Genomic DNA, 23,100 nt, shown 5'->3' on the forward strand with positions numbered 1-23,100 from the left:
AGGCATGTCGGGTTCGTCATGAACCTGCGGGGGCGGGCGTCGGGCAGGAAGAGGCATGGTGCCGGCATGTTGCTGTCGCCGGCTGTCGTGCTTCTTCTGGTGTGGTCGCTGGTTCCTTTGGCGATGACGTTGTGGTATTCGACACGTAATTACAACCTGGTGGATCCGACGCTGCATGGATTTTCAGGTGTCAATAATTATTGGTATTTGCTGACCGACCCTGATTTCCTGACTGCGCTTTTGAATACTGCGATTTTGGTCGGTGGGGTACTGGCGATCACCGTGGGGCTGGGGACCGTGCTGGCCGTGCTGTTCGACCAGGCGTTCCTGGGGCGCGGGGTGGCGCGGGTGCTGGTGATCTCGCCCTTCTTCATCATGCCGACCGTGTCCGCCCTGCTGTGGAAGAACCTTATGCTGCATCCGATCTATGGCGTCTATTCCGCCATGATGCGGGCGGTCGGGCTGACCCCGGTGGACTGGCTGTCGAACTATCCGCTGGCGACGCTGGTGATGATCGTGGCGTGGGAATGGCTGCCTTTTGCGATCCTGATCCTGCTGACGGCGATCCAGTCGCTGGACTCGGAACAGAAGGAGGCCGCGCGGATGGACGGCGCGGGGCCGCTGGCGCAGTTCCGCTTCATCATCCTGCCGCACCTGGCGCGGGCGATCACCGTCGTCATCATGATTGAGACGATCTTCCTGCTGGCGGTGTTCGCCGAGATCGCGGTTACCACGGCCGGCGGGCCGGGGGTGGCGTCGACCAACCTGGCGTTCCTGATCTATTCCCGCGCGCTGCTGCAATTCGATGTGGGCGGCGCCTCGGCGGGGGGCGTGGTGGCCATCGTGATCGCCAATATCGTGGCGGCGTTCCTGCTGCGCGCCGTCGCCCGCAACCTGGAGGCCTGACGCCATGCCTGCCCGTCATGCGAGAGTGAAGCGCGCGGCCATCGGCGCCCTGGCCTGGGCCGTGGCGCTGTGGGTCTTCTTTCCCATCCTGTGGATGGGGCTGACCGGCTTCAAGAGCGAGGCCGATGCGATCTCGACCCCGCCGCAACTGATCTTCCATCCGACCCTGGCCAGCTATCGCGAGGTGTTCGCGCAGGAGAATTACTGGCATTTCGCGGCAAACAGCATCGCCATATCCGTGCTGGCCACGATCGTGGTCCTGCTGCTGGCGATTCCGGCGGCCTATGCCATGGCCTTTCATCCCGGGCCGCGCACGCGCGGCACGCTGCTGTGGATGCTGTCCACCCGCATGCTGCCCTCGGTCGGCGTGCTGGTGCCGATCTATCTGCTGGCGCGCAATACGGGACTGCTGGACACCCGTACCGGGCTGGTGGTGATCTACGTGCTGACCAACCTGCCGATCATGGTCTGGATGCTGTACACCTTCTTCCGCGAGGTGCCGGTGCCGATCCTGGAGGCCGGGCGGATGGACGGCGCCACGCGCTGGCAGGAGATCACCCAGGTGCTGCTGCCGCTGGCCCTGCCGGGGATCGCCTCGACCGGCCTGCTGTCGATGATCCTGTGCTGGAACGAGGCGTTCTGGTCGCTGAACCTGACATCCTCGTCGGCGGCGCCGCTGCCGACCTTCATCGCGTCCTTCTCGTCGCCCGAAGGGCTGTTCTTCGGCAAATTGTCGGCGGCGTCGACTCTGGCGGTGGCGCCGATCCTGGTGTTCGGCTGGCTGAGCCAGAAGCAACTGGTCCGGGGGCTGACCTTCGGCGCGGTGAAGTAGCCGGATCATTCAATAAAAACAACAAGAACGGGGGGTGTCATGGCGACAGTGGAGTTGCGGGACGTCCGCAAGACCTATTCGGACGAGGAGATCATCAAAGGGGTCTCGATGACGATCCGGGACCGGGAATTCGTGGTCTTCGTCGGGCCGTCCGGCTGCGGCAAATCGACCCTGCTGCGCATGATCGCGGGGCTGGAGGAGATCAGCGCCGGGGACCTGCTGATCGACGGCGCGCGGGTGAACGACATGGGGCCGGCCGAGCGGGGGCTGGCGATGGTGTTTCAGTCCTATGCGCTGTATCCGCACATGAACGTGTACCGGAACATGGAATTCTCGCTGCGCCTGGCCGGCATGCCGGAGGCCGAGCGGCGGCACCGCATCGCCGATGTCGCGCGGATCCTGCAACTGGAGCCCTATCTGAACCACAAGCCGGGGCAATTATCCGGCGGCCAGCGGCAGCGCGTGGCGATCGGGCGGGCGATCGTGCGCAACCCCAAGGTCTTTCTGTTCGACGAGCCGCTGTCCAACCTGGATGCGGCGCTGCGCGGGCAGATGCGTGTGGAACTGGCCACCCTGCATCGCCGGCTGGGGGCCACGACCATCTATGTGACGCATGACCAGGTCGAGGCGATGACGATGGCCGACCGGATCGTGGTGCTGCGCAAGGGGGTGGTCGAGCAGATCGGCACGCCGCTGGAGCTGTATCACCGCCCGCGCAACCTGTTCGTCGCGCAGTTCATGGGATCGCCGGCGATGAATTTGCTGCCGGCGCGAGTGGTGGCGCGGTCGGACCGGGAGATCACCGTGACGGCCGGGCCGCTGACCGTGGTCCTGCCGATGGACGGCACGGCGCTGGAGACGGGGGCCAGCGTCACGCTGGGGGTGCGGCCCGAGCATGTCGGGCTGCATGACGGTGGTACCACGCAGGGGCTGGTGGAGATCAGCGAGCGGCTGGGGGCGGCCACCCTGCTGCATGTGCGCCTGTCCGACGGGACGCAGATCGTGGTGCAGACCGGCGGCGACAATGCGGACAGGCCCGACACGCCGGTCAGCGTCGCTCCCGACCCGGAACATTGCCACCTGTTCGACGCCGACGGCATGGCGCTGGATCATTCGGCGGCGCACCCGTTGCTGGTCGGGCCCTGAGGGCGGATATCGAGAGGAATCGGATCGTATGTACACGCAAAAGTTGCGCCTGGACGGCCGCACGGCGGTGGTGACGGGCGGCGCGCAGAATATCGGCCTGGCCTGCGTGACGGCGCTGGCGGAATTCGGCGCGCGGGTGATCATCGCCGACCTGGACGGCCGGCTGGCGGAGGGCGCCGCCGCCGAATTGCGGGCCGGGGGGCTGGATGTCGCGGGGGCGACGCTGGACGTGACCAGCACCGAAAGCGTGGACGCGCTGGCCGCCCGGCTGAAGGCGGAGGAGGGACATGTGGATATCCTGGTCTGCAATGCCGGGATCTGCATTTCCGAGGTCAGGGCCGAGGACATGACCGATGCGCAATGGCTGAAGCAGGTGGACATCAACCTGAACGGCATCTTTCGCTGCTGCCGGACCTTCGGGCGGATCATGCTGGAGCAGGGGGGCGGCGCGATCGTCAATATCGGGTCGATGTCCGGGCAGATCGTCAACAAGCCGCAGGAGCAGGCGGCCTATAACGCGTCGAAGGCCGGGGTGCATCAATATACCCGCTCGCTGGCGGCGGAGTGGGCGACGCGCGGCATACGGGTGAATGCGGTGGCGCCGACCTATATCGAGACGACGCTGACGCGCTTCGGCATGGAGAATCCGCGCCTGTACGACGCCTGGCTGGAGGGGACGCCGATGCATCGGGTGGGACAGCCGGACGAGGTGGCGTCGGTGGTGCAGTTCCTGGCGTCGGATGCCGCCAGCCTGATGACCGGGGCGGTCGTCAATGTCGATGCCGGATTCACGGTCTGGTAGGCGAGGCGGACCGGGCGGCGTGCCGCCCGGTCCTGTTGGATCCCGGTCCTGTTGGATCAGGTTCGGCTGGAGGTCATTTCTGGTAGCCGGCCTGGCGCATCGCGCGATTGGCGATGGCGTTGGCGGATTTCAGCCCGCCATCGAGGCTCGTCGCGCCGGTGAGCATGGCGGCCACGATCTGGCCGATCTGGGTGCCGATGCCCTGGAAGGGCGCGATATCGACGAATTGCGCGCCGACATAGGGGCGGGGCTGCGCGGTCTGGCCGGACGGGTTGGAGTGTTCGATCGCCTGGAGGACGAAGTCCGAGAACGGCGCGACCTTCTGGTATTCCGGCGACTGGTAGGACGAAGTACGGGTGCCGGGAGGGATGTTCACCCACCCGTCGGTCTTGGCGACGAGCTGCACATACTCCTTGGACGTCGCCCATTCGATGAAGGTGCGCGCGGCGTCGGCATGGGTCGAGGTCGCCGGGATCGCCAGGTTCCATGACCACAGCCAGGTCGGGCCGCCCTTGAAGACGCCGGTCGGCATGGCGGCGAAACCGACCTGGTCGGCCACGCTGCTCTGCTTCTTGTCGAACACGGTGCCGGCGGCGCTGGTGGCGTCGATCCACATGGCGCAATGGCCGGTGACGAACAGGGAGAGGTTTTCGTTGAACCCGTTGGCGCTGGCGCCGGGCGGGCCGTATTTGGTCATGACGCCGGTATAATAGGCCAGCGCGTCATGCCAGGCCGGCGTATCGATCGTGGCCTTCCAGTCCCGGTCGAAATACTGGCCGCCGAAGGCCGTGACCAGGGTGGTGACATAGGCCATGTTCTCGCCCCAGCCGGGCTTGCCGCGCAGGCAGATGCCGTAGATGCCGGCGGCCTTGTCCGTGGTCTTGGCGGCGAAGTCGCGGATCTGGTCATAGGTCGGGGCGGCGGGCATGGTGATCCCGGCCTTGGCGAACAGGTCCTTGCGGTACAGGGTCATCGCGCTTTCGGCATAGAAGGGCAGGGCGTAGAGCTGTCCCTGGTAGCTGATGCTGTCGCGCACGGCCGCGATGATGTCGCCCGCGTCGTACGCGGCGGGCAGGTTGTCGAACTTGTCCAGCCAGCCCAGTTTCGCCCAGAGCGGAACCTCGTAATTGCCGATGGTCAGGATGTCGAACTGGCCGGCATGGGTCGCGATGTCGGTCGTCACGCGCTGGCGCAGGACATTTTCTTCGAGCGTGACCCATTGCAGGTGGATGTCGGGGTGGGCGGTTTCGAACACGTGCGACAATTTGCGCATTTCGATCATCTGCACGTTGTTGACCGTGGCGATGGTCAGGGTCGTGTCGGCGCGGGCCGTGGCGAGGCCGGCCAGGGAGACGGCGACCAGGGAGGCGGCCCCGCCGGCGAGGAGGGCGAAGGTCCGCAGGACCGGTTTTTTCATGTCTGTCGTCATTTTTCTTTTCTTGTTTTTCTTGTTGTCGTCGGGAACGCGCGGAAGAAGAACGGCGGTCAGCTCATCCAGTTGCCGCCATCGATATTGTAGGTCTGCGCGACGATGTAGTCGGCATCGGGCGAGGCGAGGAACACCGCGAGGCCGGCGATTTCCTCGGGCCGGGCCATGCGGCCGAACGGCACGGCGGCGCCGACCATGCGCTTCTTCTCGCCGGGCTGCAGATGTTCGTATCGCGCGAAGCGGCGATCCACGTCGTCCCAATGCTCGTTGTCCACCACGCCGGGGGCGATGGCGTTGACGTTGATGCCGTATTTGATCAGGTCGAGGCCGGTGCTCTGGGTGATCGAGATCACGGCGGCCTTGGACGCGCAATAGACGGCGACCAGGGCCTCGCCGCGCCGGCCGGCCTGAGAGGCGAAGTTGATGATCTTGCCGCCCTTGCCTTTACCGCCCTGGCCTTCACCGTCCTTGCCTTGCGCGATCATCTGGCGGGCGGCGGCCTGCAGGGTGAACAGCAATCCCTCGACATTCACCGCGAAGACCCGCCGGTAGCTGTCGCGCGTGATCTCGACCGTGGGGGCCAGGTCGAAGATCCCGGCATTGTTGACCAGGATGTCGAGCCGCCCGTGGCGGCCGACGACATGGGCGATCGCCGCGTCGATCGAGTCCTGGCGGGTGACGTCCAGCGCGATGCCGGAATGTCCGCCGCCGGGCTGTCCGTCGCTGGGATGTCCGTCGTCCAGGGCGGCGGCCGTCGCGGCGGCGCCGTCGCCGTTGAGATCGCCGATGACGACATGCGCGCCTTCCTGGGCATAGCGCGCGGCGATCGCCTTGCCGATGCCGCGCGCGGCCCCGGTGATCAGTGCGGTCTTGCCCGCCAATGGCTTGGGGTTGGCCATTTTTATTGTCTTTCTTCCTTGGCTGGGGGATCGCCGGCGGCACGGCCGTAGCGATCCAGGACGTCCCCGACCGCCTGAAGCAGCAGAGCGTCGGGGGTAGCCGGCAGGGCGCCGGATCGGACGCGATCGTACAGGCGCGGCAGGTACTGGCTGACGAGGGTGGGGGGCAGGGGGGCGGATGACAGGCGTGCGCGCAACGCCTGTACCGCGGCCCCGGCCTCGGCCGTCGGCCAGTAATACCGGATACGATCGCTGTAGCTGAAATGGCGCAGCAGGTGCTGGGCGTCCGGAGCGCCGGGATAATGGCCGGCCCAGTGGGCGGGAGCGGCCAGCATGAGGCGCTCCATCGTATCGCGCAGCGACGGCGCGCCAGGGTGCAGGAAGCCCGACATCGCATCCAGGCCGTACAGTGCCTCACGCAGCGCGAAGGTCAGTTCGGGGCCGACCTTGAGGATGGCGAAACCATCCCGCACCAGTGAGGCCAGGGCGGCGTCCGGCTGGTAGTCGGTCGAATGGGCCTCGAACACCAGGCCGGGCATGTGGTCCAGCGTGGCCGACAGGGCCCGGGCGCGGTCGGGCCGGTAGATCGCGACGTCGTCATGGCCGAATTCCACCCCCGGTTGCACGACGAGGCCCAGCACCCGGGACCAGGCGGCGGGCGCGTGTTCGGCGAAGGCGGCCTGGTGGATCCGCCAGGTGGCCAGCGCGGCGTCGGGGGCGGTCGGGGCCAGATGGTCCAGCGCCTCGGTCGCGCCGCCCGGCGTCGGGATTTCGGTGCCGATGACATAGAGCGGCCCGGTTTGGCCCGGCGTGATGCGGCCCGGCGTGACCTGGCCCTGGGTTTCGGCGCGCGCGGCCAGGCGGGCGGCGCGCTGGGCGACGATCGCGTCGGGCAGGTGCGGGGGCTCTCCCCGGCAGCCCATGCTGGCGTCGAGATGCAGCTTGCGGAATCCGGCCCTGACATAGGCGGCGATCATGTCGCCGGCCCGGGCCATGGCGTCGTCGGGCGGCAGGTGCCGCCACGGGTTGGGGCCGAGATGGTCGCCGCCCAGGATGATCCGCGCCGGCGGCAGTCCGATCCGGCCGGCGATGGCGAAGACGAAATCGCGGAAATCGGCCGGGGTCATGCCGGTATAGCCGCCATCCTGGTTGACCTGGTTGCAGGTGGCCTCGATCAGCGCGTGGGTGCCCCGGGCGCGGGCATGGCGCAAGGCGGCCTCGATCACCATCGGGTGGGCCGAGCAGACCGAGACGATCCCGCGCGGATGCCCCTGGTCGCGCAGCGGGCGCAGGGCGGCCAGCGGGCCGTCGCCCGTGGCGGCGGTTTCCGGCGTCATGCCGCGGCTCCGGCGCCGTGGGCGAGTACGGCATCCAGTTCGGCGAAGGTCGAAACCCCTTCCATCGGGCCGCGGACCGTCACCGCGCGGGCGCCGGCGGCGTTGGCGTAGCGGAGGCTGTCGCGCGGGGCGCGGCCTTGCAGGCGGCAGGTCACGAAGGTGGCGCCGAAGCAGTCGCCGGCGCCGGTCGGGTCGATTTCCTGCGCCGGGCAGGCGGGCAGGTGCAGCGTGTCGCCGCGGCCGTAATAGCTGGCGCCCCGGGCGCCGCGCTTGACGACGATTTCGGACACGCCGGCGCCGAGGATTTCCCGCACCGCATCGTCCTCGGTCTTCGCGTCGGTCAGCATCATCAGTTCCGGGCCGCTGGGCAGGAAGATGTCGCAATGCTGCAGCATCATTTCCATCGCCGCGCGCATTTCCGGAATATCGAGCATTTCCTTGCGGATATTGGGATCGAAAGACAAGGTGCCGCCGCGTTGCCTGACATGTTTCAGCGCCGTCGCGACCTCATCGATGATGCGGAAGGAAAAGAGGGACGAGCCCATGACATGCAGGTGGCGCGCGCGGTCCAGCAGGCCGAGCGCCTGGTCGGTCAGGCTGACCAGGCCGCAGGCGGAATGGCGGATATTATAGACGAAATCGCGCTCGCCATCCGGCCGGTAGCGGACGAACGCGGTGCCCGTGGCCTGGTCGAGGGCGACGCGGATCGCCGAGACGTCGACGCCGTCGCGCCGCAGCCGCTCGATGTTCAGCATGCCGAAATCATCGTTGCCGACGCAGGAAATCAGCCCCGCCGGATGGCCGAGCCGCGCCACCTGGTCGATGAAGATCGCCGGCGCGCCCGAGGGATACGGGCCGCGCAGGGCCATCGGTTCGCGGAAGCCGTGGCCGGTCTGTTCGGCCATGATCTCGGCGAGGGTCTCGCCGATGGTCACGATCATGCCCGTCATGTCCGGGGGGCGCGGGGGCGTGTCGGGTCTCATGTCACGGGGGCTCCAACGTCTTGGGTATCTTTACGCGTGCTGGGCGGGCGGGCTGCGTCGTCGGATCTGGCGCGCGATCGTGCGTAGAGCCGTGCCGGGTCGCCGGATGGCGGGGCGGGCGCGAAGCCCAGATCGGCGAGCAGAAGCGGGGAGGGCGTGTCCGGCCGGTCGGCGGTGATCAGGAAATCGGTGGCCTGGAGCAGCACGGCGCATGGCGGGGTGGAGGCGCCGTGCCGGCCGGCGTCGAGCAGGGATGCGGTGGCGCGCGCGGCCCTGGCCGCGGCCTGGTGCAGCGGGAGCGAGGCATTGGCATGCAGGGCCAGGCCGGTCCGGGCGATCCAGGCGGTTTCCAGGACGAACAGGTCGATGTCGTGCAGCGCCAGCGCGCGGATGGCGGCCGGTCCGTCGATGTCCGGCCGGTCGGGGTGGCACTGGCCGCCCAGCAGATGCACCTGTCCGCCGCCATGCTGGCGGGCGGCGGGCAGCGCATCGAGCGACGTCACGACGATGTTCAGGTCGGGCGCGGGCGGCAGATAGGGCGGCAGCAGGGCCGGCAGCGTGCCCGGACCCAGCAGCACGGTCATGGGCGGCCGCGCCAGTCGCGCCGCGATCATGGCCATGGCGCGGTGCTGCGGCGTCGAGAGCGGGCATTGCGCGTCGCGCGCGCCGTGGCGAACGGCGCCGGTCGCGCGCGCGCCGCCGCTGGTGCGGATGGCCAGGCCCTGGTCCTCGAGATAGGCGAGGTCGGCGCGGATGGTGACCGTGGAGATGCCGCATTCGCGGGCGAGCGCGTCGACCCGCACCTGTCCCTGCTGCCGGATCCGTTCGGCGATGTGCAGGCGGCGTTGCAGGACCGTGCTTCGGGTACCGATCGACATGGTGCGATCATCTTTCATATCGAAAGAAAGGACTTTCGATGTGAAGCTGTATGCGCCTGCCGGGGGGGAGGGCGCAACGGCGTTGCTGCCGTTTCACGCCGACGTGTTCGGGATTTTTACAGAGTGCTTCGGACGGCCGCGGCGAAGGTCAGGGTGCAGCGCAGGCCGGGGTGGTTATCGTCCAGCGTGAGTTCGGCATCGTGCAGGCCGGCGATCGCGGCGACCAGGCTGAGGCCCAGGCCGTTGCCCGGCGTCGTGCGGCTGGATTCCAGCCGGAAGAAACGTTGCAGGACCTTCTGCCGCAGGCCGGCGGGAATGCCCGGCCCGGTGTCGCTGACGGTGATGTAGACCCGTTCGCCGGTGCGCCCCGCATCGAGGGCGAGCGCCGCGCCGGGGCCGGCATGGGTGATCGCGTTTTCGATCAGGTTGGCCACGAGCTGGGTCAGCAATTCGGGATCGCCCTGGACCGGCAGGGGGAGGGGGCCGGGCTGGAACGTCATGGTCTGGCCGCCTTCCTCGGCGACGGGGGCGTAGGCTTCGTGCAGGGTTTGCAGCAGCGGGCGCAGGTCGAGCGCGGTGAAGCCCGCGCGCCGGCTGCCGGCCTCGATCTGGGCGATGCGCAGCAGGGCGGAGAAGGTGGACAGGATGCGGTCCAGCTCGCCCCCCGCGCCGGCCAGCGCCTCGCGCAGGGCGTCGCGGGTCAGGTCGCCGCGTTCGGCCAGTTCCAGCTTCTGCCGCAGGCGGGTCAGGGGCGTGCGCAGATCGTGGGCGATGTCGTTGGTGACCTGCGACAGGTTCAGCATCAGGGTGGCGATGCGGTCGAGCATGGTGTTGAGGCTGTCAGCGAGATGGTCGAATTCGTCGTCGCCGCCGCCGCGCGCGATGCGCTGCGACAGGTCGCCATCCATGATCGCGCGGCTGGCCACGCTGATCCGTTCGACCTTGCGGGCCATGCTCATGCTGAGCAGAAAGCCGGAGACGAGCCCCAGCGCGAGGATCGGCCCCAGGCACCACAGGAAGGCGCGGGCGAGGGACTGGCGCATTTCGGCGACCGAGTAGACGTTCAGCCCGACGAACAGGAAGCGTCCGTCGGGCAGGACGCGGCCCTGGCCGTGGAGGACGGTCGGTTCGGGATTATTTTCATGGCCCAGGCGATGGTCGCGCAGCATCAGCCGGATCCCGGGCACCGGGCGCAGCGCGCGCATGTTGCCGGCCAGCGGTTTGCCGTCGGCCGATTGCAGAAGGTACTGGAATGCCGGCGAGCGGCGGGCCAGGGAGTCGATGACCGTCTTGTACGGATCGCCGTGGAGCGCCGGGTCGGCGGCATCGGCCATCACCTCGGCCATCTCGGCGGCGATCGAGGCATCGACCTGCCGCGTCATGAAGCCGGTCGCCGACCACAGGATGACGACGAGCAGCGCCATCCCCGCCAGGGCGAAGAACGCGGCGTAGGCCAGGGTGAGGCGGAAGACGGTCGTGCGCCACAGCCGCCAGCCGCGCCGCGATCCGGCCGGCGCGCTAACCGGCAACGGGATCGGGCGCGCGCAGGCAGTATCCGGCGCCGCGGACGGTGTGGATCAGTTCGACATGGCCGCGATCGACCTTGCCGCGCAGGCGGCTGATATGGCTTTCGACCAGGTTGGTCAGCGGGTCGAAATGGAAATCCCAGACCAGTTCCATCAACATCGCCCGCGTCAGGACCTGGCCGGCATGACGCATCAGGATTTCGAGCAGCTTGAGTTCGCGCGGCTGCAGGTCGATCGCCTTGCCGGCGCGGGAGGCGGTGCGGGTCAGCAGGTCGATTTCCAGGTCGGCGACCCGCAGCACGGTTTCGCGCGGGCTGCGGGCGGCGCGCCGGCCCAGCGCGCCGACGCGGGCCGCCAGTTCGACCAGTGCGAAGGGCTTGACCAGGTAATCGTCGCCGCCGGCCCGCAATCCGGCCACCCGGTCATCGATGCCGTCCATCGTGGTCAGGAACAGGACGGGGGCCTGGAGGCCGGTGGCGCGCAGCCGGCGCACGATCGACAATCCGTCGAGGCCCGGCAGCATGCGGTCGACGATCAGCAGGTCCCAGTCCTCGGCGGCGCGTTTCAGGCCGGCATGGCCGTCGGCGGCGACGTCGATCGCGTGGCCTTCGCCGCCAAGCCCCTGGGCGATGAAGGCAGCGGATTCCGGATCATCCTCGATCAGCAGGATACGCAAATCGTCCTTCCCCCCGCGCCGCCCTTTGCCGATGGGCGGACTGCCGGCACCTCGTACGCCAGGAAACCGGCGACATCGTCAAGGGGAATCGGGCGCTGCCGGCATCATCGCCGGCGTGGGAGGGGCGCGGGCGATCAGCGGGACGTCATGGGTGCATGAACAGGCCCAGCGCGCCCGTTTCGTCCTGGCCGTGGGCCAGACGGACATAATCCGCGATGGCGGGGTGGCGGGTTTCCATCCTGTGGCGATGGGTGGCGGTCAGGACCACGACCCCGGCGCCGGCGGCCTCGGCCGCCGCTATGCCGGCGGGCGAATCCTCCCAGACCAGGCAGTCCTCGGCGGCGACGCCCAGGATGCCGGCGGCCAGCAGGAAGCAGTCCGGGGCCGGCTTGCCCCGCGCGACGTCGTCGGCAGTGATGAAGACGGGCGGAATCGGCAGGCCGGCGGCGCGCAGCCGGACCGTGGCCAGTGCGCGGGGCGCCGAGGTGACGATCGCCCAGCGATCGGTGGGCAGCGCGCGGACGAAGGCGTCGGCGCCCGGCAGGGCGATCGTGCCCTCGGCATCCGCGATTTCGGCCTGGGTGATGCGGTCGGCCTCGTGCTCGGGGTCGATGTCCGGCAGGTTCAGCCGGCGGATCGTTTCGACCGCGCGGACGCCGTGCAGGACCTTCAGCACCGAATCCGGCACCAATCCATGCCCTTCGGCCCAGCGGCTCCAGACGCGGTTGGCCGAGGCGATGCTGTCGAGCAGCGTGCCGTCCATGTCGAACAGGAAGGCCGCGTAGGCACGTTGCATCGGCCAGAGGGGCATCGAGAGGGGCGGCTGAAGGGGCGTTTCGTGCTGCATCCTGTCGTGCCTTTTCGTGTCTTGCCGTGTCGTGCGCGATGTCCGGGCGGTCTGGGCAGACTAGCCGCAGGTGCGGCACGCCGCTACCCTGCGCGGCCGGCGGCGGCGTGCCGCCGGCCTGGGCGCGGGTCAGGCCGCGTGGGGCGCGAGTACGAAACTGGCGGTATCCAGCAGGAAGCTGCCGTCGACCTCGATCGCGAAATGGCGGCGTACACTTTCCGGTGCGTCCTGTTGCAAGGCGCGGATGGCGGTGATCCGCGCCTGGGGCGTGCGGGTGCGCGCAACCCAGTCGGCGAAGTCCATGCGCAGCCGGCGCGGGGTGACGGCCTGCACGGCAAAGCCGGCGCGGCCGCAGGCGGCCACCCATTCGGTGACGGCGTAGTCCCGCACATGCGTGATGTCGCGCAGCAGTTCCAGGGTCTGCAACCAACTGTCGCACAGCGGATCGGCGGGGGCGACGACGTCGGCGAAGATGGCGAAGCCGCCGGGTTTCAGCACCCGGCGGGCCTGGCGCAGTCCGGATTCCATGTCGCGCCAGTGATGGGTGGAAAAACGGCACAGCACGGCGTCGAACCGGGCGTCGGCGAAGGGCAGGGATTCGGCCGCCGCCTGCCGCGTGACGATGTTGGCCAGGCCCCGCGCGGCGGCGGTGCGCGCCACGGCGTCCAGCATGTCCGGCGTGATGTCGCAGGCCGTGACCTGGCCGACATGGGGGGCGGCGCGGTAGCTGACATGGCCGCCGCCGCAGCCCAGGTCCAGCACGGTTTCCAGCCCCCGGCCGGCGACGGATCGTTCGATCTGGTCCAGGTCGGCGCCATCGGCATGGACCGTGCTGGCCACGTATTCTGCGGCGCGGGGACCGTATCGTTCGGCGGTGAAATCCTGGTGCGTCTCGGTCATGGGGGCTCCTGCATGGTTGTGCCCGGATCGACTGTCCGGCGGCGCAGGCAGGATGGTATGGCGCATAATCGGGTATAAGATTCGAATTTATACGGGTATGAAAACCACCATGACGCTTCGTGCCGCAATGCCGCCATCCGATCCGCGCCGGGCGCTGGGGGCGTTTTTGCGTGCGCGGCGCGAGGCCCTGTCGCCCGCCGACGCGGGGATGTATCCGATGCCGGGCCGTCGCCGCACGCCAGGGTTGCGGCGCGAGGAGGCGGCGCAGCTCTGCGGGATCAGTACGACGTGGTACACCTGGCTGGAGCAGGGGCGGCCGGTCGCCTGTTCGGCGGCGACCCTGGCGCGGCTGGCCGAGGCGCTGCGCCTGTCGCGGGCCGAGCGGGCCTATCTGTTCGAACTGGCGCGGCAGACCGATCCGCGCCCGCCCGATGCCGGCGCCGCGCCGTGCGTGCCGCCCGAATTGCTGGCCTTGCCCGGACTGGTCCTGGTGCCGGCCTATCTGCTGGACCGGTCCTGGTCGGTCAGGGCCGCGAACGACGCGGCGCGGCGGCTGTTCGCGGCCTGGATCGGCGGGGCGGAGCCGAACCTGCTGCGCTATGTGTTTCTGGACCCGGGGGCGCGGGGTTTCCTGGATGACTGGGAGGAGAGCGCCCGGCGCATCCTGGCCGAATTCCGGGCCGAGACGGCGCGGCTGTCGGAGGATGCGTCGATCGTGGCGATGCTGGACCGGCTGCATGCCGAAAGCCCGGATTTCGCCCGGCTGTGGCGCGGCCATGCGGTGCTGCCGCGGGCCGGTGGGCGGCGGCGTTTCCATCATCCGCTGGACGGGACCGTGTCCTATGCCCAGGCGACGCTGGTTCCGGCCGGCCATCCGGACCATAAGCTGGTGATCCTGACCCCCGTCACGGAATAGGGGTCATGGCGGCGAGATGGCCCAGTTTTTGCGGATTGCGGACGATATAGATCGTTGCGATCCGGCTGCCGCGCCCCTCGTTGCGCCACTCCAGTGCCGTGCTCTGGGGCAGCCCGTCGGCCTCTTGCGTCACGTAGCCCGGCAGGGCGTTGACCAGCCCGCGATAGAGCAGCTTCGCCGGTCCCGGTTTCCGGGCGGCCAGGCCGGCGAACAGGCGCAGCAGCTTCGCCCGGCCCCGGATGGGATTGAGGGCGGCCGGACGCAGGCCGCCACCATCGGTATAGGCCACGGCGTCCTCGGCCAGCAGCGTGCGCAGCGTGTCGACATCGCCCTGCTGTACCGCCCTGTAGAAGGCGTCGGTCAATCGGGCGGCGCCGGCGGTGTCGAGCTCGGCGGTGTCGGGCGTGGTGGTGTCGAGCATGGGGGTGTCGAGCAGGCGCGCGCGTGCGCGGCCGGCGGCCTTGCGGCAGGCCGTGGCGCTGCGGCCCACCATCGGGGCGATTTCGGCGAAGGGCAGGTCGAACACGTCATGCAGGATGACGATCGCGCGTTCGACCGGCGAGAGGCGCTGCAGCGCCAGCAGGATGGCGACCGAGAGATCCTGCCGCCGCGCCAGGGCGGCTTCCTGCGGTGCGGCGTCGTCGTCGATCACGGGTTCGGGCAGCCAGACGCCGACATAATGTTCGCGCCGCGCCCGGGCCGAGCGCAACTGGTCGAGGCACAGACGGGCGGCGATGGTCAGCAGGACGGAGCGGGCGTCGCGTACCGCCGCCCGGTCGGCCGCCCGCCAGCGCAGGAACGCATCCTGCGCCACGTCCTCGGCCTGGGCCAGGGAACCGGTCATGCGATAGGCCAGGCCGATCATTTCGGCGCGGTGGGCCAGAAAGGGGCCGAGGCCGTCAGGATCGGGGGCAGGATCGGGGGCGGTCAGGAGGCGGTCTCCGGCGGCGGGGCGACGGCGAAGCCGATCGCGATGCGGTTCCAACTGTTGATGGTGCAGATCAGCAGGGTGAGATCGACCTTTTCCGCGTCGGTGAAATGGGGGTTCAGAGCCAGATACACCGCATCCGGCGCGCCGTCGGTGGCGATGCGGGTCAGGGTTTCGGTCCAGGCCAGGGCCGCGCGTTCGCGGGGCGTGTAATGCGGGGCCTCGCGCCAGGCGGGCAGCAGATAGAGGCGGGCCTCGCTCTCGCCGGCGCGGCGGGCGTCGCGCGTGTGCATGTCGATGCAGAAGGCGCAGCCATTGATCTGCGACGCCCTGGTCTTCACCAGTTCGATCAGGCTGTGTTCCAGCCCGCTGGTGGTGACCGCGCGTTCGAGGGCGAACAGGGCGGCCATGGTCCTGGGGGCGGCCTTGGCGTAGTCCAGTCGTTGGGTCATGGGACTCTCCCGTGCTGATGGGTGACGGGATCAAGACGGGACAGCGCGGCCGGATGTGACGGCGGCCCTGCTTTTTGTCGATTTTTTTATGGTGTTTTTTATGTCGGGGCTCCGGCCGGGCGGATGCGGTAGGCGCAGCGCCGGGCGCCGGAGGGGATGTGGTCGCGCCGTTCGACGACGACCGTGGGGCCCAGCACGTCCTGGAAGATGTCGCGCTCTGCCCGGCAGAAGCCGGCGCAGGCCGTGGCGGCGGCGCAGATCGGGCAGTGATTTTCGATCAGCAGGAAATGCCCCCCGGCCTCGGCGTGCCATTCGGCCATGTAGCCCTCGCGCGAGCGGATGGCCGCCAGGGCGGCGATGCGCGCGGCGAGGCCGTGAATGCCGTCCAGTTCGCGGCGATAGGCGGCGCGGGTTTCGGCCTCCCGCGCCGCGATCAGGCGGTTCAGCAGGTCGGGCCCGCCCATGTCGCGCAGGAGGCGCAGCAGACCGGCCGTCAGTTCGGCATGGGTGTCGGGGAAATGTCGCCGGGCGGCGTCGGTCAGGTGCCAGGTCTGCGCGGGGCGCCCCACGCCGCGCGGTTCGGTGCGGGTTTCGACCAGCCCGTCCTGTTTCAGCCGTGCCAGATGCTGGCGCGCGTTCTCGCCGGTCGTGCCGATGGCCTGGCCGAGTTCGGCCGCCGTCAGCGGGCCGCGCATCTTCAGCAGCATCAGGAGCCGTTCGGTGGCGGGGCGGGCGGGTGCCGCGGCGTCCGGCGGGTGGCTTGACATGGTGATTGGGAGCCTAATAAACAAAGTATATGCTTTGAAAATAGCAGGGTCGGTCGCGGTTGCAAGCGGGTTGTGGCCGGGATGGCCGGCCGCAGGGGAGTTCGGGCGATGGACGCCGCCATGTTTTCTTGTCTGCCCCTTCGCCGCCATCCCCTTCGTTCCGGGTGGCGGGCGGCCGGGCGATGAGCGCCGCGCCTGCCCGCTGGGGCGCGCTGTTTTCCGGCGGCAATGCGCCGCGGACCCTGGTGCTGGCCGGCGGCGTGGCGCTGCATGCGGTCAATCTTTATATCGCCACGACCATCCTGCCTTCGGTGGTGCGGGATATCGGCGGCCTGGATTATTACGCCTGGAGCACGACCCTGTTCGTCGCGGCGTCGATCCTGGGGGCGTCGCTGTCGGGTGGGCTGCTGGGGCGGGCGGGCGTGCGGGGCGCGTACGGGTTCGCCGCCGCGCTGTTCGCGGCCGGATCGCTGGCGTGCGGCCTGGCGCCCGCGATGCCGGTGCTGCTGGCGGGGCGCTGCGCGCAGGGGCTGGGCGGCGGCGTTCTGCTGGCGCTGTCCTATGCGATGATTCGCCTGGTCTTCGCCGAGGCGCTGTGGCCGCGGGCCATGGGGCTGGTTTCGGCGATGTGGGGGGCGGCGACCCTGGTCGGCCCGGCGGTCGGCGGCCTGTTCGCCGAATGGGGGGCGTGGCGGGCGGCGTTCTGGTCGCTGGTGCCGGTGACCGGGCTGTTCGTGGGGCTGGCGGCGTCCGTGCTGCCGCGCGATGCCCGCGTGCCGGCGCCGTCGCCGCTGGCCTGGCGGCGGATCCTGCTGCTGACCACCATGGTGATGGCGGTGTCGGCGGGCAGCGTCGGCAGCCGGCCGGGCTGGAACCTGGCGGGGCTGGCGGGGTTCGGGCTGCTGGCCGCGTGGCTGGTGCGGCTGGAGGCGGGAGAGGGCGGCGGGCCGCGCCTGTTTCCCACGGGGGCGCTGCGGCCGGGGACGAAATTGAACGCGCTGTATGCGATGATGTCGCTGCTGGCGGTGACGGTGACCACCAGCGAGATCTTCGCCCCGCTGTTTCTGCAGAGATTGCAGGGACGATCGCCGCTGGTCGCGGGGTATCTGGCGGCGCTGATGTCGGGGGCCTGGTCGGTCGGATCGGTCGCCAGTGCCGGCATGCGCGGGCCGGCGACGTCCCGCGCGCTGATCGCCGCGCCGTTGCTGGGGCTGGCGGGGATGGCGGCGCTGGCGATTCTGGTGCCCGCGCCCTCGGCCGGAGGGCGGGACGTGCTGCTGCCGATCTGCCTGGCGCTGATGTCGGTGGGGTTCGGGGGCGGGCTGGCCTGGCCGCACCTGCTGACCCGCGCATTGCGGGCGACGCCGGCCCATCAGCGCGACCTGGCGGCGTCATCGCTGACCAGCCTGCAACTGTTCGCCACCGCCCTGGCGGCGGCGCTGGCGGGGATGGTGGCCAATCTGGCCGGGTTGAGCGTGCCGGGCGGGGTGGCGGGCACGGCGGCGGCCGCGTTCTGGCTGTTCGCCGTCTTCGCGGCCGCGCCGGCGCTGGGCCTGGTGACGGCGGTGCGGATCGTCCGGCGCGGGCGGGCGCGGAATGTCCCGACGGGGAGAGAGACGGCGGTGCCGGAGGGGTAAAAGGGGCATGGCGATGGGGGGCGAGAGGCCTCGCTCTCGGCGCTTGTGCCTCGGTGCGGCGTCATCGCCATGACGTCGCCGAGGGTCCTTTTATCGGCAGATGGATGATGACCCGCAATCCGCTGGGCTGGGCGTCGCGCAGATCCAGCGTACCGCCATGCCGGCGCACGATATCGGCGACGAGCGAGAGGCCGAGGCCAATTCACTTGAGGCCAATTCACTTGAGGTCGGAACTCACTTCGAAGCATGCTTAAACCCTGATATATTGTGGTCGTTCTGGTTGGAGTCTGTGACATGGCGATTTGGCAGGTTCAGGAAGCGAAGACCCATCTGAGCGAGATCATCGAACAGGCGCGCCGGGAAGGGCCGCAGACGATCACGCGCCATGGCGCGGAAAAGGCAGTTATCCTGTCCGTCGAGGATTACCGCGCTCTCACGGCGCATCGCGTGGACTTCAAGGCGTGGCTGCTCGGCGGTCCGAAGATGGATGATTTCGACGTGCCTCGGGAACGCGATACGGGACGCGAGATCGTCATTTGAGCGGTGGCCTGCGCTATCTGCTCGACACCAATGTCCTGTCCGAGACGCGCCGGAAGCAGGCCGATCCGAAGGTTATGGCTTTCCTCGACGCGGTGGACGCGGACAGCCTGTTCATCAGTGTTCTGACGATCGGCGAATTGCGCAAGGGCATCGCGATCAAGCGCCGCACTGATCCTGACGCTGCCCGGTCGCTGGCGGCCTGGGTGGATGGGATGGAGCAGTCCTTCGCCGATCGCATCGTGCCGATCGACGCGGCGGTGTCACGGCGGTGGGGTGACCTGTCCGCCGACCGGAGCCGACCGGTGATCCACACCCTGATCGCCGCGACGGCGTTGGTGCATGGGTTGACGCTGGTGACGCGCAATGGAAGCGATATGCGCGGGATCGACGTGCCGATCATCGACCCGTGGGAGGGACGCAGACCGGCACGAACGAAAAAGTGATCGTGCGATAAATCTCTATGCTTCTTCATCCGCGAATATTCTTGCATACGCCTGCACTTTCCTGAGATCTCTGCGGTTTGTTCTTTCCGAAAGGAGAGGAGCGGACCGATGGATGACAGAAGCCAGGCACCGGGACGTCGAAGGTCGGCCCGTGTCCGGCCAACACGCGCGCGGGCAGGCTGAGATGGCTGCATCACCAGCGTCGCCACGCCGCTCGATCCGAGGATGAGCGCCATCTGGCTCCGCAGGGAACGCGGCAGCCTCACGCGGGCAGGCTCCAGCCCTCGGCCGCGTAGCTGGCCCGGACCTCCCGGGTGATGGCCTTGGCGGCGTCCGCCATGTCGGCGTCGAGGCCATGGCGCCGCCCGAGCAGCAGGTCCAGCGTTCCGCCGATCGCCATGTGGATCGGCATCGCCGTGCCGAGGGTCACGGCCGCCGGGACGATCAGGCCGGGCTTGCGGCCGCTGTCGGCCTGCACGTCGAAGGCGATTGCCGGCCGCCGGTCGACACGGCGGGGATCGTCGAGGCGGATATGCGCCAGGAGTTTCGAGCGTCCCGCGCCGAACCCGATGACGGTCCGCTCCATCGCATCGCCGGGATCGGCGCGCGTGAGGACGACGTGCAGGACGGGCATGTCCGGCGCCGAGTCTCCAGCCATCAGGAGTGCCGCCGGAGCACCCGCCCTGCGCAGTTCGGTGACCAGGTCGCCCGCCAGGGTTGCTGTCATCAGGGTTGCCGTCATCAGGGTCGCCGTGGCCTGGCTGCCGGTCCCCGGTCCCGAGACCGTGACGAACAGAACCGGCGGCGGCGGCAGGGCGGCGAACGGCACGACCGCGCCGGGCTGGACATGCTGCACATGGGCGCTGCCGCAGGCGCAGAGCGGAAGCGCGACCAGAAGGGGCGCGATCCCCATACGGGACGATCGGCCGGGCCGGCGCGGGGCTGAGAGATGGTTCATTCCCCTGTTACGATCCGATGCGGCCAGCCCCCCGTCCCGCCGTGCTTCCGTCGTATTTTCCTTTTCTTTCCGTGTGGGCCCGAGCGAGTTCGATAGGGTCCGAGGGGGATCGGGCCCCGCGCCGCGTATCATGGCCGAACGGATGATATGGCGGGGACACATGACGGGATGGCGCGCCCTCCGTGCGATCGATGGCCGGTCTCCGGAATTGTCGACATGGCGCGGACAACAGGCAAGGAAGCAGGGGATGTCGGACGAACGCCGGAGATATGCGACGGCGTCGGACGATGAACTGCTCCGATGGTCGGGGGACGGCGATCGCCATGCCTTCGACCTGATCGTCGCCCGTCATGGCGCCTATGCGCTGCGGACGGCGATTCGCTTCACGGGTCATGCCGAAACGGCGGAAGACCTTGTCCAGGACGCATTCGTCCGCGCCTGGACCCATGTGCGGCACTTCGATGGCGCGCGCGCGCAGTTCACGACCTGGCTGTACCGTGTCATCGTCAACCTCAGTATCGATCTGCGCCGCCGCAGACGCATGGACCCGCTGCCCGATGATTTCGACATGATCGACGACAGCCCCGCCGCCGACAGCCAGCTCGCGGCCCGGCAGGAGCGGCGCGCCCTTGTCGAGGCGCTGCGCGCGCTTCCCGTCCGCCAGCGCGCCGCCATGTCCCTGGTCTATGACGAGGGTCTGTCGGGCGCGGAAGCCGCGCGGCGTCTCGGCCTTTCCGCCAAGGCGGTGGAGCGGCTGCTGGCGCGCGGGCGGGCGCTGTTGCGCACGCGGCTGGCGCCGTGCGGTACCGCGGACGGAAACGTCCTGAACAAAGGATGAGCGACCATGATGAATCCTGAACGTTTCAGTGTGCTGGCGGAAACCTACGGCGCCGTGCTGGCGCGCTGGCCCGAATCCGAGCGGCAGGATGCGCAGGCCCTGCTGAAAATGTCCGCGACGGCGCGCGGGATCCTGGCGGCGCAACGGGACATGGATGACCTTATCGCGCGTGCTTTCGAGGAAGAGGCGAGCCTGTTTGCCCAACGGGCGGCTCATGAGGATCCCGAGGCTGCCGTGACGCGGCTGCGGGCCGGCGTGGCGGGACGGATTGCCGCGGAAGCGGCGCCGAAACGCGGGCCGGGCGCGCGGTTTGGGTGGCGCTTGCCCGGCCTGTTTCCGGGGGGTGTCGCGGCGGAGAGCGGTGTCCTGGCCGTCCGCTGGACGGCCATGATGTTCGGCGGCGGCGTGGTGGTGGCCGGCGGATTGTGGCTGGGCTGGATGCAGGCCGGCGGCGTCCCTGTCGGCCTGTTCAACGCCCTGCTGGTCGCCCCGCTGGGAGGCGGCGTATGACGAATATGCCGCATGACGGGCGGCGCGTCCGCCGATGGGTCCTGGCCGGGTCCGTGTTTCTGAACCTGTTCCTCGCGGCGGTCGTCGGCGGGCAATATCTGCGCCACCGCACCGAGGGCGCGCATCAGGCGACGGCGCTGGCCAACTTCCTGCAGAACGCGACCGAGCATCTGTCGCCGGCGGATGCGGCGGCGTTCCGTTCGGTCCTGCGGCAGGACGCGCCACGCTATGTCCAAGCGCATGAAAACCTGGCGCGCGCGCGGGCGGACATCGACAATCAGCTCCTCGCCCCCAATTTCGATGCGGCGGCGACGCGGGCGGCGATGGCGCGGTGGCAGGCCGCATGGAACGGGTTCGTCGGCGATTTCAGCGACGCGCTGGTCGATGCCATATCGCGCCTGTCACCCGAGGGGCGCCGTACGCTCGTCAACAGCGCGCCGCATCGGAAAACGGATTTTTTCCAGCTCCTGACCAGGGGGAAGTCCGCCGTCGGTCCGTAGCAGAAGGGCGGCCTGCAGCCAGGCCGCCCTTCTGCATTCACCAGACCGACGGATTTCTCCCTTATGTCGCATCGTCATTCGCGTGTCCGCTCCCGGACAAAATCGCCGCTGCCTGTCGCTTTGCTGGGATGCGGACTGCTTTTGTCGGGTTGCGCGCCCTCCTTGCCGCCTGGGCCAAGCTTTACGATCATGCCCCGCCCCGGCGAGAGCTTTGCGATCTTCCAGCAGCACGACGCGCAGTGCCGGATCTATGCCCAGACGCAGACCGGCCTGTCGCCATCCCAAGGGGAGGCGTCCAGCGGGCTGCGCAGCGCGGCGCTCGGCACGGGGATCGGCGCGGCGTCCGGCGCGCTGCTGGGCAGCGCGTCGGGGAACGCGGGCCGTGGCGCCGCGATCGGCGCCGGCAGCGGGTTGCTGCTGGGTTCCGTGCTCGGCGCCGCGCGCGGGCGGCAGACCGCGCAGAGTTTCCAGCATCGTTATGACGGCGCTTATGCGCAATGCATGGTCGGCAATGGCGAGCAATTGCCGCCGCCGCCCGTGGCCTACATGCCGCCGCCTGCGATCGTCTATCCGCCGCCGGCGGTCCTCTACCCCGCGCCGTGAATAAAAAACGAGAACCGCCGTCGCATCGGCACGGCGGCTCCGTATCACGGATCGGATACAGCGTCGGAGGACCAGATGACGATGTTTCGGACTCTTTCGTACCTGGGCGGATTCGTCGCGATCTGTGGCGTGGTCATGTTGGCCATGAACGCCTTGGCCGGAACCGCGCGGGCGCAGTCGCCGGACCCGCAGCAGGACAGGCGTCTCGCGAGCTTCCGGGCGGCGGACACCAATCGGGACGGACGGATTTCGCGAGACGAATTCGAGGCTTTCGCCCGCGCACGGATCGCCGCGTCGGGCGGGATGCGTGCGGCGATGTTCGGCCGGATGGATCCGGACCAGCAGAAAGCCCGCCTGGAGGAACGCTTTTTCCAAATGGATGACGATCACAAGGGTTATCTCACGCCCGCCGATTGGCATCCGCAATCCTGAGCGGGCACGCCGTGCCGCGTGTCCGCTTTCTTCTGGAGACAAACACGATGTTCGATCGTTTTCCGAAGTCCGGCCTCTCGGCCGCAGCCGTTGCAACCATGCTGTCGGTCGCGTCGGCGCAGGCGGCGACGGCAACATATTGGGGGCCGCGCGGCGGCGTGACGGTGCATACGCGGAGCGCCGGACCATGCTGCTACCGCCCTCATTGGGGCGTGGGTGCCGTGGCGGCCGGTGTCGCCGCGGGCGCGGCCCTGGGTACGGCCGTGGGCGCGGCCGCGAGCCACCCGCCCTATGCTTATCCGCCCTATTACGCCTATCCCGCCTATGTCGTGCCGCGTCCCGTCATCTATCCCGCGCCGGTGGTGGTGCGTCCCCCGGTCTATGTCTATCCCGTGCCATGATTTCGGCCGAACGC

27 protein-coding genes are annotated in these 23,100 nt (G+C 69.1%); 14 read left to right on the plus strand and 13 right to left on the minus strand.

Annotated features, from left to right (window positions below):
• Positions 1-18: 18 nt before the first annotated feature.
• From QN315_RS13780 to QN315_RS13795, 4 genes are read left to right on the plus strand one after another with little or no spacing between them, the layout of a single operon-like run.
• A complete protein-coding gene (locus tag QN315_RS13780; RefSeq protein ID WP_323993513.1) occupies positions 19-906 on the plus strand; it encodes a sugar ABC transporter permease in 888 nt (295 codons plus the stop codon).
• A gap of 4 nt (positions 907-910) precedes the next feature.
• The gene (locus QN315_RS13785) at positions 911-1,738 is read left to right on the plus strand and encodes a carbohydrate ABC transporter permease (RefSeq protein WP_176639238.1); all 828 of its coding nucleotides are present in this window, start codon (positions 911-913) and stop codon (positions 1,736-1,738) included.
• Positions 1,739-1,777: 39 nt separating this feature from the next.
• Positions 1,778-2,884 (plus strand): sn-glycerol-3-phosphate ABC transporter ATP-binding protein UgpC, encoded by a 1,107-nt coding sequence (locus QN315_RS13790; protein WP_323989841.1) that lies wholly within the window; start codon positions 1,778-1,780, stop codon positions 2,882-2,884.
• Positions 2,885-2,912: 28 nt separating this feature from the next.
• The gene (locus QN315_RS13795) at positions 2,913-3,686 is read left to right on the plus strand and encodes an SDR family NAD(P)-dependent oxidoreductase (RefSeq protein WP_323989843.1); all 774 of its coding nucleotides are present in this window, start codon (positions 2,913-2,915) and stop codon (positions 3,684-3,686) included.
• Between the two features lie 73 nt (positions 3,687-3,759).
• On the opposite strand, the gene QN315_RS13800 is transcribed toward QN315_RS13795, so the two are convergent.
• From QN315_RS13800 to QN315_RS13840, 9 genes are all read right to left on the minus strand, one after another.
• Entirely contained in the window at positions 3,760-5,103 is a 1,344-nt protein-coding gene (locus QN315_RS13800) for a sugar ABC transporter substrate-binding protein (RefSeq protein WP_176639235.1), read from the minus strand.
• Between the two features lie 68 nt (positions 5,104-5,171).
• Complete coding sequence (locus QN315_RS13805; protein ID WP_323989845.1) at positions 5,172-6,014, minus strand: L-iditol 2-dehydrogenase; 843 nt, start codon at positions 6,012-6,014, stop codon at positions 5,172-5,174.
• 2 nt (positions 6,015-6,016) lie between these two features.
• Complete coding sequence (locus QN315_RS13810) at positions 6,017-7,351, minus strand: D-tagatose-bisphosphate aldolase, class II, non-catalytic subunit (protein WP_323989846.1); 1,335 nt, start codon at positions 7,349-7,351, stop codon at positions 6,017-6,019.
• On the minus strand, positions 7,348-8,334 hold the full coding sequence (locus tag QN315_RS13815; protein WP_323989847.1) for a sugar kinase: 987 nt from the start codon (positions 8,332-8,334) through the stop codon (positions 7,348-7,350). Before QN315_RS13815 ends, QN315_RS13810 begins: the two co-directional genes overlap by 4 nt.
• Positions 8,331-9,212 carry a DeoR family transcriptional regulator gene (locus QN315_RS13820; RefSeq protein ID WP_323989848.1) on the minus strand — a complete coding sequence of 294 codons (882 nt, stop codon included), beginning with the start codon at positions 9,210-9,212 and terminating at the stop codon, positions 8,331-8,333. Before QN315_RS13820 ends, QN315_RS13815 begins: the two co-directional genes overlap by 4 nt.
• A 116-nt stretch (positions 9,213-9,328) precedes the next feature.
• Positions 9,329-10,741 carry a HAMP domain-containing sensor histidine kinase gene (locus tag QN315_RS13825; RefSeq protein WP_323989849.1) on the minus strand — a complete coding sequence of 471 codons (1,413 nt, stop codon included), beginning with the start codon at positions 10,739-10,741 and terminating at the stop codon, positions 9,329-9,331.
• Positions 10,731-11,414, minus strand: a complete 684-nt coding sequence (locus QN315_RS13830) for a response regulator transcription factor (protein ID WP_323989850.1) — start codon at positions 11,412-11,414, stop codon at positions 10,731-10,733. Before QN315_RS13830 ends, QN315_RS13825 begins: the two co-directional genes overlap by 11 nt.
• A 145-nt stretch (positions 11,415-11,559) precedes the next feature.
• The gene (locus QN315_RS13835) at positions 11,560-12,261 is read right to left on the minus strand and encodes an HAD-IA family hydrolase (RefSeq protein WP_323989852.1); all 702 of its coding nucleotides are present in this window, start codon (positions 12,259-12,261) and stop codon (positions 11,560-11,562) included.
• A gap of 129 nt (positions 12,262-12,390) precedes the next feature.
• Complete coding sequence (locus QN315_RS13840; protein WP_323989854.1) at positions 12,391-13,161, minus strand: class I SAM-dependent methyltransferase; 771 nt, start codon at positions 13,159-13,161, stop codon at positions 12,391-12,393.
• 109 nt (positions 13,162-13,270) lie between these two features.
• Here QN315_RS13840 and QN315_RS13845 point away from each other — a divergent pair, with 109 nt between their 5' ends.
• Positions 13,271-14,077 (plus strand): helix-turn-helix transcriptional regulator, encoded by an 807-nt coding sequence (locus QN315_RS13845; RefSeq protein WP_323989856.1) that lies wholly within the window; start codon positions 13,271-13,273, stop codon positions 14,075-14,077.
• Here the strand turns inward: QN315_RS13845 and sigJ are convergent.
• The 3 genes from sigJ to QN315_RS13860 all read right to left on the minus strand — a co-directional run bounded on the left by sigJ (position 14,067) and on the right by QN315_RS13860 (position 16,224).
• Positions 14,067-15,008, minus strand: coding sequence for an RNA polymerase sigma factor SigJ (gene sigJ / locus QN315_RS13850; protein ID WP_408904639.1), 942 nt, complete (start codon positions 15,006-15,008; stop codon positions 14,067-14,069). The two genes, QN315_RS13845 and sigJ, sit on opposite strands and share 11 nt — an antisense overlap.
• Positions 15,005-15,457, minus strand: a complete 453-nt coding sequence (locus QN315_RS13855) for a carboxymuconolactone decarboxylase family protein (RefSeq protein ID WP_323989859.1) — start codon at positions 15,455-15,457, stop codon at positions 15,005-15,007. Before QN315_RS13855 ends, sigJ begins: the two co-directional genes overlap by 4 nt.
• 98 nt (positions 15,458-15,555) lie before the next feature.
• Complete coding sequence (locus QN315_RS13860) at positions 15,556-16,224, minus strand: helix-turn-helix transcriptional regulator (RefSeq protein WP_408904524.1); 669 nt, start codon at positions 16,222-16,224, stop codon at positions 15,556-15,558.
• 182 nt (positions 16,225-16,406) lie between these two features.
• Between QN315_RS13860 and QN315_RS13865 the strand changes: the two genes are divergently transcribed.
• The 3 genes from QN315_RS13865 to QN315_RS13875 all read left to right on the plus strand — a co-directional run bounded on the left by QN315_RS13865 (position 16,407) and on the right by QN315_RS13875 (position 18,844).
• Positions 16,407-17,861: an MFS transporter gene (locus QN315_RS13865; protein WP_323989861.1), complete on the plus strand. Its 1,455-nt coding sequence runs from the start codon at positions 16,407-16,409 to the stop codon at positions 17,859-17,861.
• 294 nt (positions 17,862-18,155) lie between these two features.
• Positions 18,156-18,401, plus strand: coding sequence for a type II toxin-antitoxin system Phd/YefM family antitoxin (locus QN315_RS13870; RefSeq protein WP_176641420.1), 246 nt, complete (start codon positions 18,156-18,158; stop codon positions 18,399-18,401).
• Positions 18,398-18,844 (plus strand): type II toxin-antitoxin system VapC family toxin, encoded by a 447-nt coding sequence (locus QN315_RS13875; RefSeq protein ID WP_323989862.1) that lies wholly within the window; start codon positions 18,398-18,400, stop codon positions 18,842-18,844. Before QN315_RS13870 ends, QN315_RS13875 begins: the two co-directional genes overlap by 4 nt.
• A gap of 262 nt (positions 18,845-19,106) precedes the next feature.
• On the opposite strand, the gene QN315_RS13880 is transcribed toward QN315_RS13875, so the two are convergent.
• A complete protein-coding gene (locus tag QN315_RS13880) occupies positions 19,107-19,802 on the minus strand; it encodes a DUF4410 domain-containing protein (protein ID WP_323989863.1) in 696 nt (231 codons plus the stop codon).
• Between the two features lie 247 nt (positions 19,803-20,049).
• On the opposite strand from QN315_RS13880, the gene QN315_RS13885 reads away from it, so the two are divergent.
• The 6 genes from QN315_RS13885 to QN315_RS13910 all read left to right on the plus strand — a co-directional run bounded on the left by QN315_RS13885 (position 20,050) and on the right by QN315_RS13910 (position 23,086).
• Complete coding sequence (locus tag QN315_RS13885; RefSeq protein WP_323989865.1) at positions 20,050-20,640, plus strand: sigma-70 family RNA polymerase sigma factor; 591 nt, start codon at positions 20,050-20,052, stop codon at positions 20,638-20,640.
• A 6-nt stretch (positions 20,641-20,646) separates the two neighbouring features.
• A complete protein-coding gene (locus tag QN315_RS13890; protein ID WP_323989867.1) occupies positions 20,647-21,150 on the plus strand; it encodes a hypothetical protein in 504 nt (167 codons plus the stop codon).
• Entirely contained in the window at positions 21,147-21,650 is a 504-nt protein-coding gene (locus QN315_RS13895) for a periplasmic heavy metal sensor (protein WP_323989868.1), read from the plus strand. The genes QN315_RS13890 and QN315_RS13895 overlap by 4 nt, the downstream gene beginning before the upstream one ends.
• A 189-nt stretch (positions 21,651-21,839) precedes the next feature.
• A complete protein-coding gene (locus QN315_RS13900) occupies positions 21,840-22,253 on the plus strand; it encodes a glycine zipper family protein (RefSeq protein WP_323989870.1) in 414 nt (137 codons plus the stop codon).
• An 81-nt stretch (positions 22,254-22,334) separates the two neighbouring features.
• On the plus strand, positions 22,335-22,685 hold the full coding sequence (locus QN315_RS13905; protein WP_323989871.1) for an EF-hand domain-containing protein: 351 nt from the start codon (positions 22,335-22,337) through the stop codon (positions 22,683-22,685).
• Between the two features lie 47 nt (positions 22,686-22,732).
• Entirely contained in the window at positions 22,733-23,086 is a 354-nt protein-coding gene (locus QN315_RS13910; RefSeq protein ID WP_323989872.1) for a hypothetical protein, read from the plus strand.
• Positions 23,087-23,100: the final 14 nt, after the last annotated feature.

This window comes from Nguyenibacter sp. L1, assembly GCF_035199985.1.
GTDB lineage: Bacteria > Pseudomonadota > Alphaproteobacteria > Acetobacterales > Acetobacteraceae > Gluconacetobacter > Gluconacetobacter vanlangensis.

Bases quoted from the DNA above. Each gene is read 5' to 3' on its own strand.
- QN315_RS13890 (WP_323989867.1), top strand. From the start codon at position 20,647: ATGATGAATCCTGAACGTTTCAGTGTGCTGGCGGAAACCTACGGCGCC.
- QN315_RS13845 (WP_323989856.1), top strand. From the start codon at position 13,271: ATGACGCTTCGTGCCGCAATGCCGCCATCCGATCCGCGCCGGGCGCTG.
- QN315_RS13790 (WP_323989841.1), top strand. From the start codon at position 1,778: ATGGCGACAGTGGAGTTGCGGGACGTCCGCAAGACCTATTCGGACGAG.
- QN315_RS13835 (WP_323989852.1), bottom strand. From the start codon at position 12,261: ATGCAGCACGAAACGCCCCTTCAGCCGCCCCTCTCGATGCCCCTCTGG.
- QN315_RS13810 (WP_323989846.1), bottom strand. From the start codon at position 7,351: ATGACGCCGGAAACCGCCGCCACGGGCGACGGCCCGCTGGCCGCCCTG.
- QN315_RS13880 (WP_323989863.1), bottom strand. From the start codon at position 19,802: ATGAACCATCTCTCAGCCCCGCGCCGGCCCGGCCGATCGTCCCGTATG.
- QN315_RS13820 (WP_323989848.1), bottom strand. From the start codon at position 9,212: ATGTCGATCGGTACCCGAAGCACGGTCCTGCAACGCCGCCTGCACATC.
- QN315_RS13905 (WP_323989871.1), top strand. From the start codon at position 22,335: ATGTTTCGGACTCTTTCGTACCTGGGCGGATTCGTCGCGATCTGTGGC.
- QN315_RS13865 (WP_323989861.1), top strand. From the start codon at position 16,407: ATGAGCGCCGCGCCTGCCCGCTGGGGCGCGCTGTTTTCCGGCGGCAAT.
- QN315_RS13840 (WP_323989854.1), bottom strand. From the start codon at position 13,161: ATGACCGAGACGCACCAGGATTTCACCGCCGAACGATACGGTCCCCGC.
- QN315_RS13910 (WP_323989872.1), top strand. From the start codon at position 22,733: ATGTTCGATCGTTTTCCGAAGTCCGGCCTCTCGGCCGCAGCCGTTGCA.
- QN315_RS13855 (WP_323989859.1), bottom strand. From the start codon at position 15,457: ATGACCCAACGACTGGACTACGCCAAGGCCGCCCCCAGGACCATGGCC.
- QN315_RS13860 (WP_408904524.1), bottom strand. From the start codon at position 16,224: ATGTCAAGCCACCCGCCGGACGCCGCGGCACCCGCCCGCCCCGCCACC.
- QN315_RS13895 (WP_323989868.1), top strand. From the start codon at position 21,147: ATGACGAATATGCCGCATGACGGGCGGCGCGTCCGCCGATGGGTCCTG.
- QN315_RS13800 (WP_176639235.1), bottom strand. From the start codon at position 5,103: ATGAAAAAACCGGTCCTGCGGACCTTCGCCCTCCTCGCCGGCGGGGCC.
- QN315_RS13785 (WP_176639238.1), top strand. From the start codon at position 911: ATGCCTGCCCGTCATGCGAGAGTGAAGCGCGCGGCCATCGGCGCCCTG.
- QN315_RS13815 (WP_323989847.1), bottom strand. From the start codon at position 8,334: ATGAGACCCGACACGCCCCCGCGCCCCCCGGACATGACGGGCATGATC.
- QN315_RS13780 (WP_323993513.1), top strand. From the start codon at position 19: ATGAACCTGCGGGGGCGGGCGTCGGGCAGGAAGAGGCATGGTGCCGGC.
- QN315_RS13900 (WP_323989870.1), top strand. From the start codon at position 21,840: ATGCCCCGCCCCGGCGAGAGCTTTGCGATCTTCCAGCAGCACGACGCG.
- QN315_RS13870 (WP_176641420.1), top strand. From the start codon at position 18,156: ATGGCGATTTGGCAGGTTCAGGAAGCGAAGACCCATCTGAGCGAGATC.
- QN315_RS13805 (WP_323989845.1), bottom strand. From the start codon at position 6,014: ATGGCCAACCCCAAGCCATTGGCGGGCAAGACCGCACTGATCACCGGG.
- QN315_RS13795 (WP_323989843.1), top strand. From the start codon at position 2,913: ATGTACACGCAAAAGTTGCGCCTGGACGGCCGCACGGCGGTGGTGACG.
- QN315_RS13885 (WP_323989865.1), top strand. From the start codon at position 20,050: ATGTCGGACGAACGCCGGAGATATGCGACGGCGTCGGACGATGAACTG.